Annotated in this window: 14 protein-coding genes; 8 read left to right on the top strand and 6 right to left on the bottom strand. The window is 41.6% G+C overall.

What is annotated here, in order from left to right; genetic code table 11:
• Positions 1-80: 80 nt before the first annotated feature.
• Together IV514_RS15205 and IV514_RS15200 are read right to left on the bottom strand one after the other, a co-directional pair.
• A complete protein-coding gene (locus IV514_RS15205; RefSeq protein ID WP_206486160.1) occupies positions 81-1,820 on the bottom strand; it encodes a sodium:solute symporter family protein in 1,740 nt (579 codons plus the stop codon).
• Positions 1,821-1,822: 2 nt separating this feature from the next.
• Positions 1,823-2,071: a DUF4212 domain-containing protein gene (locus IV514_RS15200; RefSeq protein WP_206486159.1), complete on the bottom strand. Its 249-nt coding sequence runs from the start codon at positions 2,069-2,071 to the stop codon at positions 1,823-1,825.
• 294 nt (positions 2,072-2,365) lie between these two features.
• Between IV514_RS15200 and IV514_RS15195 the strand changes: the two genes are divergently transcribed.
• From IV514_RS15195 to IV514_RS15165, 7 genes are all read left to right on the top strand, one after another.
• Positions 2,366-4,222 carry a putative nucleotidyltransferase substrate binding domain-containing protein gene (locus IV514_RS15195; protein WP_206486158.1) on the top strand — a complete coding sequence of 619 codons (1,857 nt, stop codon included), beginning with the start codon at positions 2,366-2,368 and terminating at the stop codon, positions 4,220-4,222.
• Positions 4,223-4,232: 10 nt separating this feature from the next.
• Entirely contained in the window at positions 4,233-4,931 is a 699-nt protein-coding gene (locus IV514_RS15190; protein ID WP_206486157.1) for an exonuclease domain-containing protein, read from the top strand.
• A 30-nt stretch (positions 4,932-4,961) separates the two neighbouring features.
• A complete protein-coding gene (locus IV514_RS15185; protein WP_206486156.1) occupies positions 4,962-5,447 on the top strand; it encodes a gamma-glutamylcyclotransferase family protein in 486 nt (161 codons plus the stop codon).
• Positions 5,448-5,592: 145 nt separating this feature from the next.
• A complete protein-coding gene (locus tag IV514_RS15180) occupies positions 5,593-6,051 on the top strand; it encodes a GNAT family N-acetyltransferase (RefSeq protein ID WP_206486155.1) in 459 nt (152 codons plus the stop codon).
• A 16-nt stretch (positions 6,052-6,067) separates the two neighbouring features.
• Positions 6,068-6,388 (top strand): antibiotic biosynthesis monooxygenase, encoded by a 321-nt coding sequence (locus IV514_RS15175; protein WP_206486154.1) that lies wholly within the window; start codon positions 6,068-6,070, stop codon positions 6,386-6,388.
• A gap of 66 nt (positions 6,389-6,454) precedes the next feature.
• Positions 6,455-6,793, top strand: coding sequence for a tRNA-binding protein (locus tag IV514_RS15170; protein WP_206486153.1), 339 nt, complete (start codon positions 6,455-6,457; stop codon positions 6,791-6,793).
• A 23-nt stretch (positions 6,794-6,816) separates the two neighbouring features.
• Positions 6,817-7,224 (top strand): GFA family protein, encoded by a 408-nt coding sequence (locus tag IV514_RS15165; protein ID WP_206486152.1) that lies wholly within the window; start codon positions 6,817-6,819, stop codon positions 7,222-7,224.
• Between the two features lie 68 nt (positions 7,225-7,292).
• Here the strand turns inward: IV514_RS15165 and IV514_RS15160 are convergent, their stop codons facing one another.
• The 3 genes from IV514_RS15160 to IV514_RS15150 all read right to left on the bottom strand — a co-directional run bounded on the left by IV514_RS15160 (position 7,293) and on the right by IV514_RS15150 (position 10,282).
• Positions 7,293-7,544 (bottom strand): DUF465 domain-containing protein, encoded by a 252-nt coding sequence (locus IV514_RS15160; protein ID WP_206486151.1) that lies wholly within the window; start codon positions 7,542-7,544, stop codon positions 7,293-7,295.
• Between the two features lie 12 nt (positions 7,545-7,556).
• The gene (locus IV514_RS15155; RefSeq protein ID WP_206486150.1) at positions 7,557-7,871 is read right to left on the bottom strand and encodes a TraR/DksA C4-type zinc finger protein; all 315 of its coding nucleotides are present in this window, start codon (positions 7,869-7,871) and stop codon (positions 7,557-7,559) included.
• A 128-nt stretch (positions 7,872-7,999) separates the two neighbouring features.
• Complete coding sequence (locus IV514_RS15150; RefSeq protein ID WP_206486149.1) at positions 8,000-10,282, bottom strand: DPP IV N-terminal domain-containing protein; 2,283 nt, start codon at positions 10,280-10,282, stop codon at positions 8,000-8,002.
• 342 nt (positions 10,283-10,624) lie between these two features.
• Between IV514_RS15150 and IV514_RS15145 the strand changes: the two genes are divergently transcribed.
• Positions 10,625-11,683: a DcaP family trimeric outer membrane transporter gene (locus tag IV514_RS15145; protein WP_206486147.1), complete on the top strand. Its 1,059-nt coding sequence runs from the start codon at positions 10,625-10,627 to the stop codon at positions 11,681-11,683.
• A gap of 109 nt (positions 11,684-11,792) precedes the next feature.
• On the opposite strand, the gene IV514_RS15140 is transcribed toward IV514_RS15145, so the two are convergent.
• Entirely contained in the window at positions 11,793-15,815 is a 4,023-nt protein-coding gene (locus tag IV514_RS15140; protein WP_206486146.1) for an ExeM/NucH family extracellular endonuclease, read from the bottom strand.
• Positions 15,816-15,969 lie beyond the last annotated feature (154 nt).

The following is a 15,969-nucleotide window of genomic DNA, read 5'->3' as shown; positions in this document are numbered from 1 at the left end:
CAATAATAATTAAAAAATAAAGGCTCCAATGTACTACAAATGGAGCCTTTAAACTGCGTTTACTTGTTCAGTAAACCCAATTAGTGATCTGCTGCTGCTGCACCAGCACCCGTTGGGATACGCATATGGTCAACAAGGTCTTGAATATGCGCTGGCGCAGGACCTGTTACTCTTAGGACAGCAAATGCCACAGCAAAGTTAATTAATGCACCAACTGAACCAAAGGCATTAGGTGAAATTCCGAAGAACCAGTTTTCTCCCATGTCACCTAAGAATGTTGTACCAGGGATAAACATAATACCTTTATGTTGGAATACATACAGCATAGTAACACTGATACCCGCAATCATGCCTGACACCGCAGCTTTACCTGACATTTTCTTAGAGAATATGCCCATCATTAATGCTGGGAAAATACTTGATGCTGCCAAACCAAAGGCTAAGGCAACGGTACCTGCGGCAAATCCAGGCGGATTCATTCCCAGATAACCCGCAAAGAGAATGGCTATGGTCATGGTGATACGACCAGCCCGCAACTCATTCTTCTCGGACATATCAGGCGTAAACACCCCTTTCATTAAATCATGTGAAACCGAGGAAGATATCGCCAACAATAAACCTGCTGCCGTTGATAACGCTGCGGCCAAACCACCGGCGGCCACTAATGCAATAACCCAGTTAGGTAAGTTTGCAATTGCAGGGTTAGCCAATACCATAATGTCACGGTCAACTTTTACCATTTCATTGGTTGCTTTATCCGCAGTGTACTGAACTTTACCGTCACCATTTTTATCTTCAAACTGCAATAGACCCGTTTTTTCCCAGTCTTTGAACCACTGTGGACGTTCGGCATATGTTAGGTTCTCACCCGCTGCTGGTTCAATTGTGTTCATTAAATTGAAACGAGCCATAGCACCAACTGCTGGAGCAACAGTATAAAGTAATGCAATACATACTAAGGCATAACCAGCTGAAGAACGTGCCGCCTGTACCGAAGGCACAGTGAAGAAACGCATGATAACGTGAGGTAAGCCCGCAGTACCGATCATTAACGACATAGTGTAAGCAAACATATTCAATGTGCCGCCTAAATTAGCCGTGGTGTATTCTTTAAAGCCTAAATCAGTAACCACCATGTCTAATTTATCTAATAAATAGACACCACTACCATCAGCAAGCGTACTGCCTAAGCCTAATTGTGGAATTGGATTACCTGTAAGCTGTAAAGAAATAAATACCGCAGGAATGGTGTAAGCAAAAATCATCACACAGTATTGAGCGATTTGTGTATAGGTAATACCTTTCATACCACCTAGAACCGCATAAACCCATACAACAACCATACCGATCACTAGGCCTAAATCATAATCAACTTCTAAGAAGCGTGAGAATGCAACCCCAACACCTTTCATTTGACCGATAACGTAAGTGACCGATGCGATGATTAAACAAATAACAGCTACAATGCGAGCGGTTTTTGAATAATAACGATCTGAAATAAACTCAGGTACAGTAAACTTACCGTGTTTACGCATGTAAGGCGCTAACAACATTGCAAGTAATACATAACCGCCGGTCCAACCCATTAAAAATACTGAGCCACCATAACCTAAAAACGCGATTAAGCCTGCCATTGAGATGAAAGATGCAGCACTCATCCAGTCTGCACCAATTGCCATACCGTTTTGTAGCGGCGTTACGCCACCACCAGCAACATAAAAGTCACTAGTAGAACCTGCACGAGCCCACCATGCAATCGCAAAATAAAGTGCGAAAGTACCAAAAACGGCGATGTATGTATAAAGCTTTAACTCATCCATTTTTAGCCCTCCGAGTGATATTTTTTATCAAGCTTGTTCATTTTGGCACCATACCAAAAGATCAAACCTAAAAATGAATAAATAGAGCCTTGCTGTGCAAACCAGAAACCCAGTTTGTACCCACCTAGACGAATTGCATTTAACGGTTCAACTAACAGCAAACCTAAACCAAATGAAACTGCAAACCAGATAGCAAGACAGATGAATATTAGGCGAATATTTTCTTGCCAATATGACGTATTGTCTTCCATTGTTCTCTCCTAGCATTGGGCTGTATTGCCCATTAATACACGCTTGTTGTTGTTATACGTGTTCTTATACCTGTTATGTTATTAGCTAGATTGATTAATGATTTACTCTACACATAACCATGTCAGCGCTTAAGCAAGAACATAAATCCATAATGAATCTAAGCTAGAATAAACACTAACAAGGAATTTGAAATTCAGGTATTACACTTTAGTCTAGGTAAGGTGAAATAGAGTTGACGATAGGGTGTGAAATGCTCTACAAACAAGGTGTACCTTAATTAATAGAGAAATGTCATGGACAACGACTTAGCCGATATTTCAGCTTTCATACATGAAATCCCACCCTTTGATCAGCTACCACCCAATTTACTGTCACAGGTGATCAGTGCGTGCACTATCTGCTATGTCGAGCAAGGTTATTCGATGCCTCCCAAGCAATGTGGTGCCAATAAGCTGTATATTTTACGAAAAGGCGCACTGACCCATACCGATCATAATGATGAATTATTGGGTAAATACAGCGAAGCCGATATTTGTACGCTATTTTGCCAGCAAGAAAATGAAGGTGACACCAACGTCCAGGCAGAAGAAGATACTTTACTCTATTGTATCGACTATCAGACACTGCATACCATAGTGATTAATTACCCAGCGGTGATCGAATTTTTTAGCCAAAGTGCTGAACAGCGCCTGAAGCGCAAGATGAGCCAAATTAATGAAGAGGCGGTCATCGCTTCCTCGTTAATGAATACTAGCATTAAGCAGTTTTATCACACCCCTGTAACAACTATCGAAAAAAGCGCCTCGATACAACAAGCGGCAATAAAAATGACCGAACGAGGGTTTTCTTGCCTGATCATCACCGAAGATCAAAGTTCCACCAGCAAACCTTTAGGTATTGTCACAGATAAAGATCTACGTCGACGCTGTATTGCACAAGGCCTCGACTATTCATTACCTGTCAGTGAAGTGATGACCACCAATATGCTGACCATTGACAGTCAAAGTAATGCCTACGAGGCATTAATGATAATGACCGCCAAACGAGTACATCATCTGCCAGTAATGAAAAAAGGCAAACCACATGCCATGGTCACCATCACTGACTTAATGAATAACGAGAGTCAAAATGCAGTTAATGTCATTCACATTATTCGCAAAGCAAAAGATGTCGACGAACTTACCAGTATTAGCACTATGCTACCTAAATTACAGATAAAAATGGCAAAATTAGGTACCACAGCAGATCATGCGGGGAAAAGTATTAGCGCCATTACCACCGCCTTTACCATTCGATTAATTGAGTTGGCAGAACAAACGCTTGGTAAAGCACCTGTCGCTTATGCTTGGCTAGCCGCTGGCTCTCAAGGCAGACAAGAACAATTTGCACATTCCGATCAAGATAACGCCCTTATCATTGCTGATGATATGCAACCCGATGATGATAAATGGTTTGCCCAACTGGCTACATTTGTTTCCGATGGGTTAGCACGGTGCGGTTTTGTCTACTGTCCGGGTGACATCATGGCAACCAACCCCAAGTGGCGCCAACCGCAACATGTTTGGCACAGTTATTTTCAACGTTGGGTGAACACACCCAGTCCTAAAGCGTTATTAAACAGTAGTGTCTTTTTTGATTTAACCACAGTACATGGCGAACCATCGTTACTGGCGCAAGTGAGAGAAAAACTACTAGAAAATACCAAAGGGAATAGCCTGTTTCTCGCCCATTTATCGAAAAATGCCTTATCACTCAGACCGCCATTAGGTTTTTTTCGCGACTTTGTCTTAATTAAAAATGGCGAAAATAAGAATGTGCTGGATCTTAAACATAACGGAATTGCCCCAATTGTTGATCTTGCTCGTATTTATGCACTCAATGAAGGAGTGGCTGCTACCAACACTATCGAACGCTTACAACAAGTGGCAGGAACACCTTCATTAACTAAATCGTCAGCGGCAAATTTAATTGATGCTTATGAGTTTTTAGGACTATTACGTATGGAGCATCAGGCAAAGTTATTACAGGCTAATGAGAAACCGGATAATTATTTAGCGCCCAAGCACATTTCAAAACTGGAACGGGAACATTTAAAAGATGCCTTCAAGGTAATAAAAACCTTGCAAGACAGCCGACAAGCAACATATTAAGGATGTCATAATGTTTACTCATCATCCTTTTTTGAAATGGCTCGTCGGTTATGAAATCGAGCGTAAACGTGATTTATTACGAGCGCCTGAAGGCCCGTTAAAAGAGTTTCTTTCCGTGCCTTTTCCCAGTGTCAACAGCTTGCTGAATCAAGCTAACATTGTTTCGGTTGATTTTGAAACCACAGGCCTAGATGCCGTACAAGATAAATTACTGAGTGTCGGTTTTATCGAAGTACAACAACAACAAATTCACCTTGGTAGTTGCTATCATCAAATCATCAATACCCAACAAAAATTAAAAGCTGATAATGTCATCATCCATCAAATTACCGATCAACAACAATTACAAGGGCTACCGTTAGAAACTGTCATAGAAACCTTACTTAAAGCATTAGCCGGAAAAGTCATGCTAGTACACTTTGCACGTATTGAACGAGAATTTCTCAAACAGGCTTGTTTAGAACTCTATGGAGTAGCTCCCTCTTTTCCTATGATTGACACCTTAGTCATTGCCAAACGAAGATTGGATAAAAAAGATGTCGCTTACGATCCCTCTGAGTTACGTTTAGCCAGTTTACGAGCAAAATACCAGTTACCACAATACTCCGCCCACAACGCCCTTAATGATGCCATTGCCACCGCAGAGCTATTCTTAGCACAAACCGCACACTACCCAGATAGCACACCATTAAAGCAAGTGCTATTGTAATAAATAGGTCTAATAAATCAGGGTCACCAGATGAAATATTTCGCCTATGGCTCCAATATGTCATTGTTAAGGTTGCAGGCAAGAGTACCTAGCGCTCAAAAACTAGGTATGTATATGTTAGCGGATCATCAATTACGCTTTGACAAAGTAGGCGCTGATGGCTCTGGGAAAGGTCATGCAAGTGTTTGCCACAATCAGCAGATTTTTGGTGTGATCTATCAAATCAAAAGTCATGAAAAACCACAATTAGATCAAATAGAAGGCTTAGGTCACGGCTATGAAATAAAGTCAGTCACAGTCAACGATCTTAAAGGTAATAGTGTTGAAGCTTTTACGTACTATGCCACCGAGATTGATCCAAGCTTACAACCCTACTCATGGTACCTTAACCACGTACTGGTTGGTGCAAAAGAGTCAGGATTACCCCTAGAATATCTACAAAAAATTCACGCGGTAAAGACGATTTTCGATAGCAACAAACACCGAGAGAGCCGTGAACGGGCAATTTACGGTTAGCTATATAACTTGTATGCATTTATTGAAGAAAGCATTAAGCAACAGCCAAGGTTTCCTTGATATATAAAATATAAACAAACTAGTATTTAAGCCCGTTTTTAGCGATGATGCCATCGGTAACATTTCAACAACGGATAAGTATACAATGGAAATTAAAATAGGCTTACAAAATCATCCGGCTGTTATGCAATTATTGACCGACCATCATCAGGAAATGATGCGTCATTCTCCACCAGAGAGTGTCCATGCGCTTGATCTTGAAGCCTTATCATCCCCTAATATTCGCTTCTGGAGCTTGTGGGATAATGACAACCTAGCCGGATGTTGTGCATTAAAGGCGTTAGCACATGATCACGGTGAAATTAAATCAATGAAAACGGCTAAGCAATATCTCCGTCGAGGCGTTGCTCGTCAGTTACTTCAACACGTGATAAATGAAGCTAAAAATCTAAAATATCAACGTTTAAGTCTTGAAACGGGCACTATGGCAGCATTTACACCGGCCCATAAACTTTATCAGTCATTTGGCTTTACCTCTTGTGCGCCATTTGCTCCATACCAAGCAGACCCTTACAGCACTTTTATGACCCTACAACTCGTCTAACAATGGAATTTCATCAATGTCATTAATTGCATCAACCCCCGAACCTCCTTATTACGCCGTAATTTTTACCTCGACACTATCGAAGCAACAAGAGAACTACGAAAAAACTGCCAAGCGCATGGTAGAACTTGCCCAGCAACAACCCGGTTTTTTAGGGATTGAATCAGCCAGAGAAGCGGTTGGTATCACAGTGTCATACTGGCAAGATCTCGCATCGATAAAACAGTGGAAAGCCAATACAGAGCATTTAAGCGCACAAAAAACTGGGCGCCAGCTTTGGTATCAATCCTTCAGTGTTCGTATTGCCAAAGTAGAACGTGATTACCGTCTTGATTAACCCAAATTCTGCTGTCATAGTCATTGACCAGAACGAACCGAACATGCAAATAAAAAGGACACTACTATGAAGGAATTACAATGGGATGAATTTCAACGAGTGCAACTGTGCGCTGGCACCATAATCGCGGTAGATGATTTTCCTCAGGCGCGTAACCCAGCCTACATACTAAAAGTTGATTTTGGCGACGCCATTGGGGTTAAAAAATCAAGTGCGCAGATCACTGATATTTATCAAAAAGAAGAGCTCATCGGTAAGCAAGTGATGGCAGTTGTTAACTTTCCACCCAAGCAAATCGGTCCAATTATGTCAGAATGCTTAGTAACAGGATTTCACCGAGACGATAATGCCGTGGTGCTTGCGGTACCAGACAAACTAGTGCCTAATGGCACACGCTTAGCGTAACACAGGATTTAAGGTAGGATATTATGTATAAAGGACAGTGCTTATGTGGCAAGGTACATGTTGCCATCACAGGCACAATTAATGAAATCATTCACTGTCATTGCTCTTTGTGCCGTAAAAACAGCGGCACCGCTTATGCAACCAATGGCTTTGTTAAGACCAAAGATTTTATCATCAGCCAAGGACAAGAAAACTTATCACATTTTTCGTTTAAAGCGGGCCGATATCGTCATTTTTGCCAAACCTGTGGCTCACCTATTTACAGCTCGAATGATGACGATCCAAATCGCATTCGCCTCAGGTTAGGTTTATTGGATTCAGAGATAAACGAACGTCCAATCTCTCATAATTTTGTCAGCTCCAAAGCCAGTTGGGATGATTTAGATGCAGATTTGCCACGATACGATGGCTTTGAACCCAGCAGGCAATAACACAACAGATAAAAAAAGGCTGATGCAGAACATCAGCCAAAAACAACGGAGTGTATCAAGGTGCAGTATTAGGCGACTGCTTGCGCCTGTTTTAACAAGGTAAATAACTGGTCTTTTAGGAGTAATCTTTGCTTCTTCTGTACTTCTAAATATTCATCTGAGGTATTTTCTACCCCTTGTTCAATACGATGCACTTCATGATCTTTCTCGTGATATTCTTTAAATAACCGAGCAAAATGTGCATTCGACATTTTTAATTGACGGATCTCTTGCTCAAACTCAGGAAATTCATGATGTAAGTCGTGTTTTTCAATCGTCATAACGTCATCCTTTTATTGTGCACAATCTATACAAGTTGTGGTGTATGGCACCGCTTTTAATCGCTCTTGTGCAATTGCTTCATCGCACTGTTCACATACCCCATAACTGCCATTTTCTATCCGTTCCAAGGCATGAGAGATTAATGAAAGTTCCACTTTTGCCTCATGATGAATACCGTCTAGCACTTCATCATTTTCACTCTCGGTGGTTTGCTCTGAAAAATCTGCCGATCGCCCCTTTTTAAAGTCGGCTTCTATTGCAGCAATGCGCTTACTTAATTCAGCTTTTTTATTGAGTAAACTCTGTGATAATTGGTCTTTCATCATGGCAATTACCTCCTTGGTTTTCTTTATCATAACCAAAGGAATAACTGATATATTGATCTAGCACAATGAATAACTCATCGGTAAAAAAAAGGAGCCGAAGCTCCTTAATCTTTAATATCGGTTAACGATTATTTTAACGTGGTAAAGTTAAACTCTTTTGGTGGGGTTGCCCCTAGTAAGTGTTTAACAAAATAATCCCAACGTTTGCGCATCATATACGGTTCACGGGCAAAGCCATGGCCACGGTTAGGCAAGATCAACATGTCAAAATCTTTATTCGCTTCGATCAAGGCGTCAACCACCGCTAAGGTATTGTTAGGATGAACATTGGTATCCATAGTACCGTGAGCTATTAATAACTTGCCTTTTAGTTTATCAACAATTAGCTGGTTCGCTTGGCTGTCATAATTACTGGTGCCGTCTTCATTTTTTACTTCCAAACCATGCCACTTTTCACCCCATTCATCGGCGTATAGACGGTTATCATGATTACCTGCTTGTGAAACCGCAACACGATAAAAATCAGGATATGTTAACAGTGCGCGCGTTGACGCAAAGCCGCCTCCCGAATGTCCCCAAATACCAACTCGGTTTACATCTATCCATTGGTGCTTTTGTGCCAACTGCTTAATTGCTGACACTTGATCAGGAATACCGCTATCGCCCATATTGCCATAATAAAACTCATGGAAGCTTTTCGAACGACCTGGTGTGCCTAATGCGTCAATCTCAATGACAATAAAGCCCAATTCGGCGATCGCTTGATTATCTCCTCGCGCACTGCGGAAATGACGACCACGAATGCTGCCTACTTGCGGGCCTGGATACAAATAATTGACTACCGGATAACGTTTATTTTTATCGAAATTACTTGGTAAATACATCAAGCCATAAATATCATGTTCACCGTTTCTGTCTTTAACAACAAACGGCGTTGGCGCTTGCCAGCCAGTTGATAACAACGACTCGATATTCATTTGCTCTAACACCGCACCTTTGCCAGTGTCTGTGCTACGGACATAGGTAGTTTCCGCTTGGTTATAACTTGAAACGCGATCGACAAAATACTGACCATTGTCAGACAAAGTAATGCGATGATGCATTTTTTCAGGCGTCAGTAACCTAAGATCAGAACCATCTTTATTCACACTGTATAGGTAATGAAAATACGGATCACCACCTTCACGACCAGCGCCAGTAAAAATTAACTTACCACTATCATGATCAACATTGAGTAATGAAATCACTGTCCAATCACCTTGAGTGATCTGCTGCTTCACCTTGCCAGTGCTAGCATCTAACAAGTAAAGGTGTCCCCAATCAGAGCGTTGTGAAAACCAAATAATTTCATTGCTCTTATCTAAGTAATGCCAACTCACACTTCCGACACCCGATTCGAAAAAAGTCTCTTCGGTTTCTGTAAAAATTGTATTAACTTTGCCTGTCGTGGCATTAGCAATGCGTAATGTGGCTTTTTTATGGTCTCTTGATGAAGAAACAAACGCAAAGTGTGAGCTATCTTGTGCCCAATCAATATCAAAAAGACTACCATCACGGTCAGCGACATGATCGGTGATGGTTGAGCGATGATCATCTGGAGCCATTTCTAATGGGATCACCTTCGCCGATTCAAGGTCAATTACGACACGATGAATTTTGAAAATATGCTCATCGCCTGGCAATGGATACTTCCACACATCAATTTTCGGATGACCAACCTTAGTAGAGACAACCCCCATTTCACCAACGTTACGGCTATCATGCTTAAAAGTGGTTAACTTTTTGGAATCAGGCGACCATTTCACGACAGGTGTTGTGCGACGTACCCAACCTGCGTTATTGGTCGCATAACCAAAGTTTTCAACACCATCTGTGGTTAATTGCGTTTCCTGATCAGAGGCTATATCACGTACCCATAAATTATGTTCACGAATAAAGACGGCACGCTTACCATCAGGTGATAACAATTCATTGGATTTTTTTGCTAACTTGTCTTTTTTACATAAATAACGACTTAGATCACAACGATAGCTTGCATCTTTTATCAATAAGCTAATGCGATTATCGTCAAGGTACTCAAAGGTGCGAAATGGCAGTTTGTTTTTATCCACATCACTTTCTGTGATACGCGCTAACGCTTCAGCCAATTTTTGATGATCAAACGCTAGTTGTTTTTTTTGCGTCGCAACATCAAAGCGATAAAAACGATTTCCTTCACTTGTGTGACTGCGATAGCTTAACCGCTGATCACCGGACCAATGAGGATAGTCGACAGTACCAGTGACTAATTGACTTGTGGTTGCAGATAGCTGTTGCTCAGCACGTTTATAATCATCAACACTGAGTTGTTGTGCATGGCTTACTTGGCCTAGCATTGCTAACACTGCCGTTGCAGAAAGGAGCTTTCTCATAAAATAACCTTGCATTATTATTAGTAATTACCGATATATAGCCAAACAACTTGGCGATACCATCAGCTATTTGTCAAAATTCTCGCGATTCTACCACAACTTTTCAGTAAGAAAATTAACTCACGTTGAGTGAAAGTATTTACGCGGTGAAATCCCGATTTAGCGTCAAAACGCGACTAAAGTCTAATGAATTTGCTCATAATTTAGACTTAGGTCTAATTCCTTAATCAAAGTAAACCATCTACCTTAATAGCCATAACAATATAAATTTCAAAAACAAAGATAACTCTAGCCAACGAATATTCGGTTGTTGTTCAACGGCTAACACACGGGGAAAGTAGAATGTTTAACAGTAAAAAAAGCTTATTGGCTACTAGTTTATTGGTCATAGCTGGCAGTGCCAACGCCGGCTATGAAATTAAATTGTCGGATCAAGACACCATCACCTTTGGCGGTTATATTCAAGGTGATATCCGTTACATTGACGGTAATGCCGCTTCAACACTCACTAATGACGATTTTTGGATTGGTCATGTGGTTAAAGATGACATTTCGAATGTGCGTTTCCATGCAGATTCTACCCGTATCAATACTAAGTATGTTCATGGTGATGTCACTGGCTTTATCGAGTTTGACTTATTTGGCGGTGGCGGCAATGAAAAACTTACCAACTCAAGACATCCGCGTTTACGCCATGCCTTCATTAAATATAAAAACTGGACCGTTGGACAAACTTGGTCAACCTTTGTTAATACCAGTGCCATAGCTGAAGCTGCTGATTTTGGTGGCCCACTGGTTGCCTCAGCGTTTATTCGTCAAGATCAAGTACGTTACACTAACGGTAATTTTCAGGTGGCAATTGAAAACCCAGAATCATATGGCGGCTATGTAGGCGCTGGGGGCTATGGTTCAAAAGATTCTGTGCCTGATGTTATCGGTAAATATACCTTTAAAGGTGATTGGGGTAATGTATCTGTTGCTGCAGTAGCTAAACAACTTGAAACCGCGATGGGTGAATCAGAATCTGCTTTAGGTTACGGTATTGCTGGTCGTATCAAAACCGTCGGTAAAGATGATTTACGCTTTCAATTCCACGGTGGTAATACGGGTCGCTACGTAGGTGCAGCAGCAGCAACTGATTTAGTTGGCGAAGAAGTCGAAGAATCCACCGCAATATTAGTATCATATCGTCATTTCTGGACAGAAGATTTACGTTCTAATTTCTTCTACGGTAACCAAGAAACGGATGAATCAGATCGTGACCGTACTCACTGGGGCATCAATATCTTCAAACAAATCAATCCAAAACTGTCTTATGGGCTAGAAGTGGGTAATTTTGAAGCAAAAGATCTAACGGCAGATTCTGATTATGCGCAATTTTCTGTGAAATATGTCTTGTAATGACATTATTCACGTAACGTGCTTGCGTTAGTTAACCTCGTTTTTTGAGGTTGTTTGTGGGGAAGCTTAGCTTCCCCTTTTTTATGCTTATCTCATAATATCAGTTGAACTAATTATGATAATAAGCTTTCATATCCACGCCTTGATATCGGCCACCACGAATACGGATATACCAAGTACCTGCCTGTGGCGCATCAAACACACAAGATTGTGTGCTACCTTTTTCTGTTGATTGACAATCAAAGTGACCATAGGTTGGCTTTTTATTGTGCTCAACAAACAACTGTACGTCACCACTACCGTTTTGTGTGGTGATTTCTAACATTTTCATTCCAGCGGGCAAATCAAAACTATAGGTTCTCCAGCCTGGATTACCTGACAAATTATCCCAAGTCACGTCAAATTCTTGATAAGTATCGAGCGCAATCACTACTGGGTCGTGATCAGAAGCACGATAAGCATTGTTGGCATACAAATTTGCCAACTGATAGTCAGACTTATACTCCATATTGTAATCAAGTGTTCGCGGCTCATCGGCATTAATATGCCAGTCAGTAATAGCCTTTACTTTCTTACGCATTGTCGGGGATGAAAAGGCGTGGTCTAAACTGCCAGATTCGCCACGATACACATACGAATAGGATTGATCACCGTGAAACTCTTGCATTAAATGTGCAAAGCCTGCTGCTTTAAAAGTATTAATAGGGTCTTCCATGCTGTAAGCATTCATATCCCCAAGAATAATAGTATCTGCTTCATCAATCCCTGTTGGCTGAGTATCTAGCCATGCTAATAACGTATTAACTGCCAACACGCGGGTGGCATTCCAACATCCTTGACCATCGTTTAAGTCTTTATCATCACCTTGTGCTTTTCGACAGCTGCCTTTTGAGCGCAAATGAGTCACTACAAGGTTGAACTCATCTTGATTAGATAAATCTTTAAATGTTTGTACAACCGGAGGGCGGTTACCGTAATCAAATGGAGCTTGAGTGGTAAATGTTGCCGTACCGACTTCAGCCACCTTATCGCTACGATAGATGATGCCTGAGCTAATTTGATCGGTACCGACATTATCAACATGTAAATTAACAAATGCCCATTGACCCTCAGCCGCATTGGCGTTTAACCCATTCACCAGATCCTGAATGGCACTAAACTCACCAAAGCCATCGTTTTCTAGCTCCATTAAGCCAACAACATCTGCGTTCATGGCAAGTAACGCTGAAATTAACTTATCACGCTGGCGAACAAATTCTTCCGCAGTATCTGCTCCACGTGACGTTGGGAAGCCTGCTCCTTGACCATCACCATTAAAAAAGTTTAAAACATTGAAGCTTGCAAGGGTTAAATCACCTTGTGCTGCTAGTTCAGGTGTCGCTAAACGTGGATTAGCATCAATAAAATTAAGTGCTTGGGTCGGTTGTAAACGATATTGTTTATAAGCATAGGTAATGACCCCTTCAATCCCCGCAACTTGAGTACCAGCACGTAAACTGTTATCAGCACTTAATTCAGGTGCTGGATAAGGCACTGAGTCTGCGTTTTGTACGGTTCGACCATCATCAATTAATAACTGCTTAAGCTTATTATCAGCTTTAACTTGCATCGCCGCTTCACCAGGGCTAGCAATTTGCGTAGGGTTATATAGGCGCTCTGATGCGACGGTAATTTCACCATAACGGCTTAAACTGTCGTTATTCACAACCGTCAACGTTTGTGAAAGTACCACTAACATACCTTCAACGGTTTCTAACACGCTATCATCAGTTAAAGGTAAGGTTAATTCGCTGGCCACTAGAGTGTCTGAGCCACAAGTTAACAAATCTTCTGTGGCACTGACTTGGGTATTACCATAATGCTCACTCACAGCACCAATCACACGTACTACATCACCAACATTTGGCGAAACAGTATTTTGATTGTGATAAACAAAAATGCCCTCAGACGTCAATGAGTTATCGTCTTGATCGGTTAGTTCTTCTTGCATGAAGAAACCGTTTAGATCGGAAAATACCGCGCTAACCACACCTTCAACCACATGCGATTGATCAACTAAGGGGGAAATGTTCGTTTCACCTTGGATCTCATGAATTAGTGTTGCCTGATCATAACATTGACCAAGGGCACTCACTGGTGGTTCACTAGGATCTTGCTCATCGGCAAAGCTGGCGATAGGAAATGGCTTGGCCGCGGTATCATTGCTAGACTCACCATCATTGGCATCCTTACCACTAAAGCTCCAATGGCTAATATCAAATACATTGGCATCATTGCTTGTAGCAGAATTTCGGTATGCCCATCCATCTTTGTATTCCCATGATTGGCCAGTACCATCTTGGTTAATTTCACCAAAGGTATCGATCACTTGATCGTGACAGAATAACTCAACAGCATCGTCACCATTGATGCCAGCTGCACCGGTAATATAGTCAGGAGAGATACCGAAATACGCTTCAAAACCTGCTGTTTCCGTGGCGATATATATATAACTACCGGCAGCTACTGCTTCAGCAGGGAATGTAAACTCTTCACCATCACTACCGCCACCGTTATTAGCCGAACCGATACCACAAGCACTTAAGTCAGCAACACCAAACGGCGCGTATAATTCAATTGCCTTAGGCGTGCCACCTGATAATGGCCCATCGAAAATACCGGTAATAATTAACGGCTCACCCAAAGTAAAACTTTTACTGGGAAAAGGTGTGTCTGCGCCCGCGTTGTTTGATTGACCATCAAGCACGTCTTTACCACTAAATGTCCAATGATTAAGGTTAAAATCAGCACCATCTGCTGTCGTGTTGTCATTACGATAAGCCCAACCATCCTTATATTCCCATGGTTGTCCCGTACCATCGGTATGAATATCACCAAAGGTATCGACAACTTCACCATTACAGAACAGTTCAATGGCATCATCACCATTCACATTGGCTGCACTTGCAGTATAGTCTGGAGCAAAGCCAAAGAAGGCTTCAAAACCTGTGGCTTCTGATGCCACGTAAAGATATGATCCCGCTGTTGCTGATTCTGCTGGGAAAGTAAACTCTTGTCCATCAGTACCACCACCATTATTTGCTGAGCCAATACCACAAACACTTAAGTCCGTAATATCATTGGCGATATATAACTCAACGGCTTTAGGTACGCCGCCAGATAATGGGCCATCAATAACACCTGAAATCATAACGCTGGTTGCTACCGGAGACTCACCGCCTGTATCTCCGCCGCCTGTATCTCCGCCGCCAGTATCTCCGCCACCGGTATCGTTGCTACATGCAGGCGCATCGTACAACACATTGACCCACTCAGGGTGATCGATAAATGGGTTTCTATTGCCCTGAAATTCATAAATACGATTATTTCTATTAATTTCTGTTCCATCGACAGGATCGTTACTATGCCATTCTAATAAACGACATAAACGGCCCAGCGCCGCTTCACCACTAGCAGTTAATCGATCTAATACTGTTAAATCGGGAGTAATATCACCTAAGCCTTCATATCGTGTATCCATATAAAACACCATACGAGCAACGTCACCTTTTACCGCATCTCTGGGTTCAAACGAGTCATCGTCAACCCTATTGCTCGGTGCTTCTGATAGCGGAGCATCACTATTATCAAAATCTAAATTACCACGTGATGAATTAACCGAAATATCTGTCGGTCTTAAATGATGAATATCAGTATAGGCTTCGTTACTTGAGCTCGAAAATCCATGGCTTTTCGCCCAGACATGTTCACGATTCCAATTATCTGGATCACTACTTTGCGTACCACTGCCATTTGACATTTTCGGCAAAGAAGTACCTTTATAAAGTAAAATAACATTGGCACTATTGGCTGGATCTTCATCAGTCTCGGTCAATGCCGTCCAGACTTCTGAATAGGTGAGTACTTTATGATGTTGGCTAATGCTCGTTGTGATAGCCGCTTTGATTGCTGCCGCAGTTTGATTATTGGCAACCGCTGCTAACGCATCAGCATAGTAGCTCGCATCATCAAAAGTGCTGGCATCAGCAACCGTATCTAAAGGCGGGCAATTAAAGCACGCGTTTGTCACTTCTTCAGCTTGTAGCTGTAAAGCACACAAAGAGGCTAGAAGTATCAGAGGTTTTACTTCCATTATATTTTCCTTAGCTAGTGTTATCGCAAGAGATTCTTCCACAAAAGTTTGACACTTTGATGAATACAAAAAGTATGCAAGCTATTTGTTATCGATTTTTTAATATTTATTTACATTTTTATAACACAGTAAAATGCCACAACATAACCAAATG

The organism is Thalassotalea sp. G2M2-11, from assembly GCF_017168195.1.
Taxonomy (GTDB): domain Bacteria; phylum Pseudomonadota; class Gammaproteobacteria; order Enterobacterales; family Alteromonadaceae; genus Thalassotalea_E.
The sequence above is the reverse complement of the archived record's forward strand: the minus strand, read 5'-3'. Positions and strand labels throughout refer to the sequence as shown.

What these genes read in the sequence shown, in the direction of transcription:
- IV514_RS15185 (WP_206486156.1), top strand. Translation starts at nt 4,962, where the DNA reads ATGAAATATTTCGCCTATGGCTCCAATATGTCATTGTTAAGGTTGCAG.
- IV514_RS15140 (WP_206486146.1), bottom strand. Translation starts at nt 15,815, where the DNA reads ATGGAAGTAAAACCTCTGATACTTCTAGCCTCTTTGTGTGCTTTACAG.
- IV514_RS15145 (WP_206486147.1), top strand. Translation starts at nt 10,625, where the DNA reads ATGTTTAACAGTAAAAAAAGCTTATTGGCTACTAGTTTATTGGTCATA.
- IV514_RS15195 (WP_206486158.1), top strand. Translation starts at nt 2,366, where the DNA reads ATGGACAACGACTTAGCCGATATTTCAGCTTTCATACATGAAATCCCA.
- IV514_RS15155 (WP_206486150.1), bottom strand. Translation starts at nt 7,871, where the DNA reads ATGATGAAAGACCAATTATCACAGAGTTTACTCAATAAAAAAGCTGAA.
- IV514_RS15160 (WP_206486151.1), bottom strand. Translation starts at nt 7,544, where the DNA reads ATGACGATTGAAAAACACGACTTACATCATGAATTTCCTGAGTTTGAG.
- IV514_RS15205 (WP_206486160.1), bottom strand. Translation starts at nt 1,820, where the DNA reads ATGGATGAGTTAAAGCTTTATACATACATCGCCGTTTTTGGTACTTTC.
- IV514_RS15170 (WP_206486153.1), top strand. Translation starts at nt 6,455, where the DNA reads ATGAAGGAATTACAATGGGATGAATTTCAACGAGTGCAACTGTGCGCT.
- IV514_RS15200 (WP_206486159.1), bottom strand. Translation starts at nt 2,071, where the DNA reads ATGGAAGACAATACGTCATATTGGCAAGAAAATATTCGCCTAATATTC.
- IV514_RS15175 (WP_206486154.1), top strand. Translation starts at nt 6,068, where the DNA reads ATGTCATTAATTGCATCAACCCCCGAACCTCCTTATTACGCCGTAATT.
- IV514_RS15150 (WP_206486149.1), bottom strand. Translation starts at nt 10,282, where the DNA reads ATGAGAAAGCTCCTTTCTGCAACGGCAGTGTTAGCAATGCTAGGCCAA.
- IV514_RS15190 (WP_206486157.1), top strand. Translation starts at nt 4,233, where the DNA reads ATGTTTACTCATCATCCTTTTTTGAAATGGCTCGTCGGTTATGAAATC.
- IV514_RS15180 (WP_206486155.1), top strand. Translation starts at nt 5,593, where the DNA reads ATGGAAATTAAAATAGGCTTACAAAATCATCCGGCTGTTATGCAATTA.
- IV514_RS15165 (WP_206486152.1), top strand. Translation starts at nt 6,817, where the DNA reads ATGTATAAAGGACAGTGCTTATGTGGCAAGGTACATGTTGCCATCACA.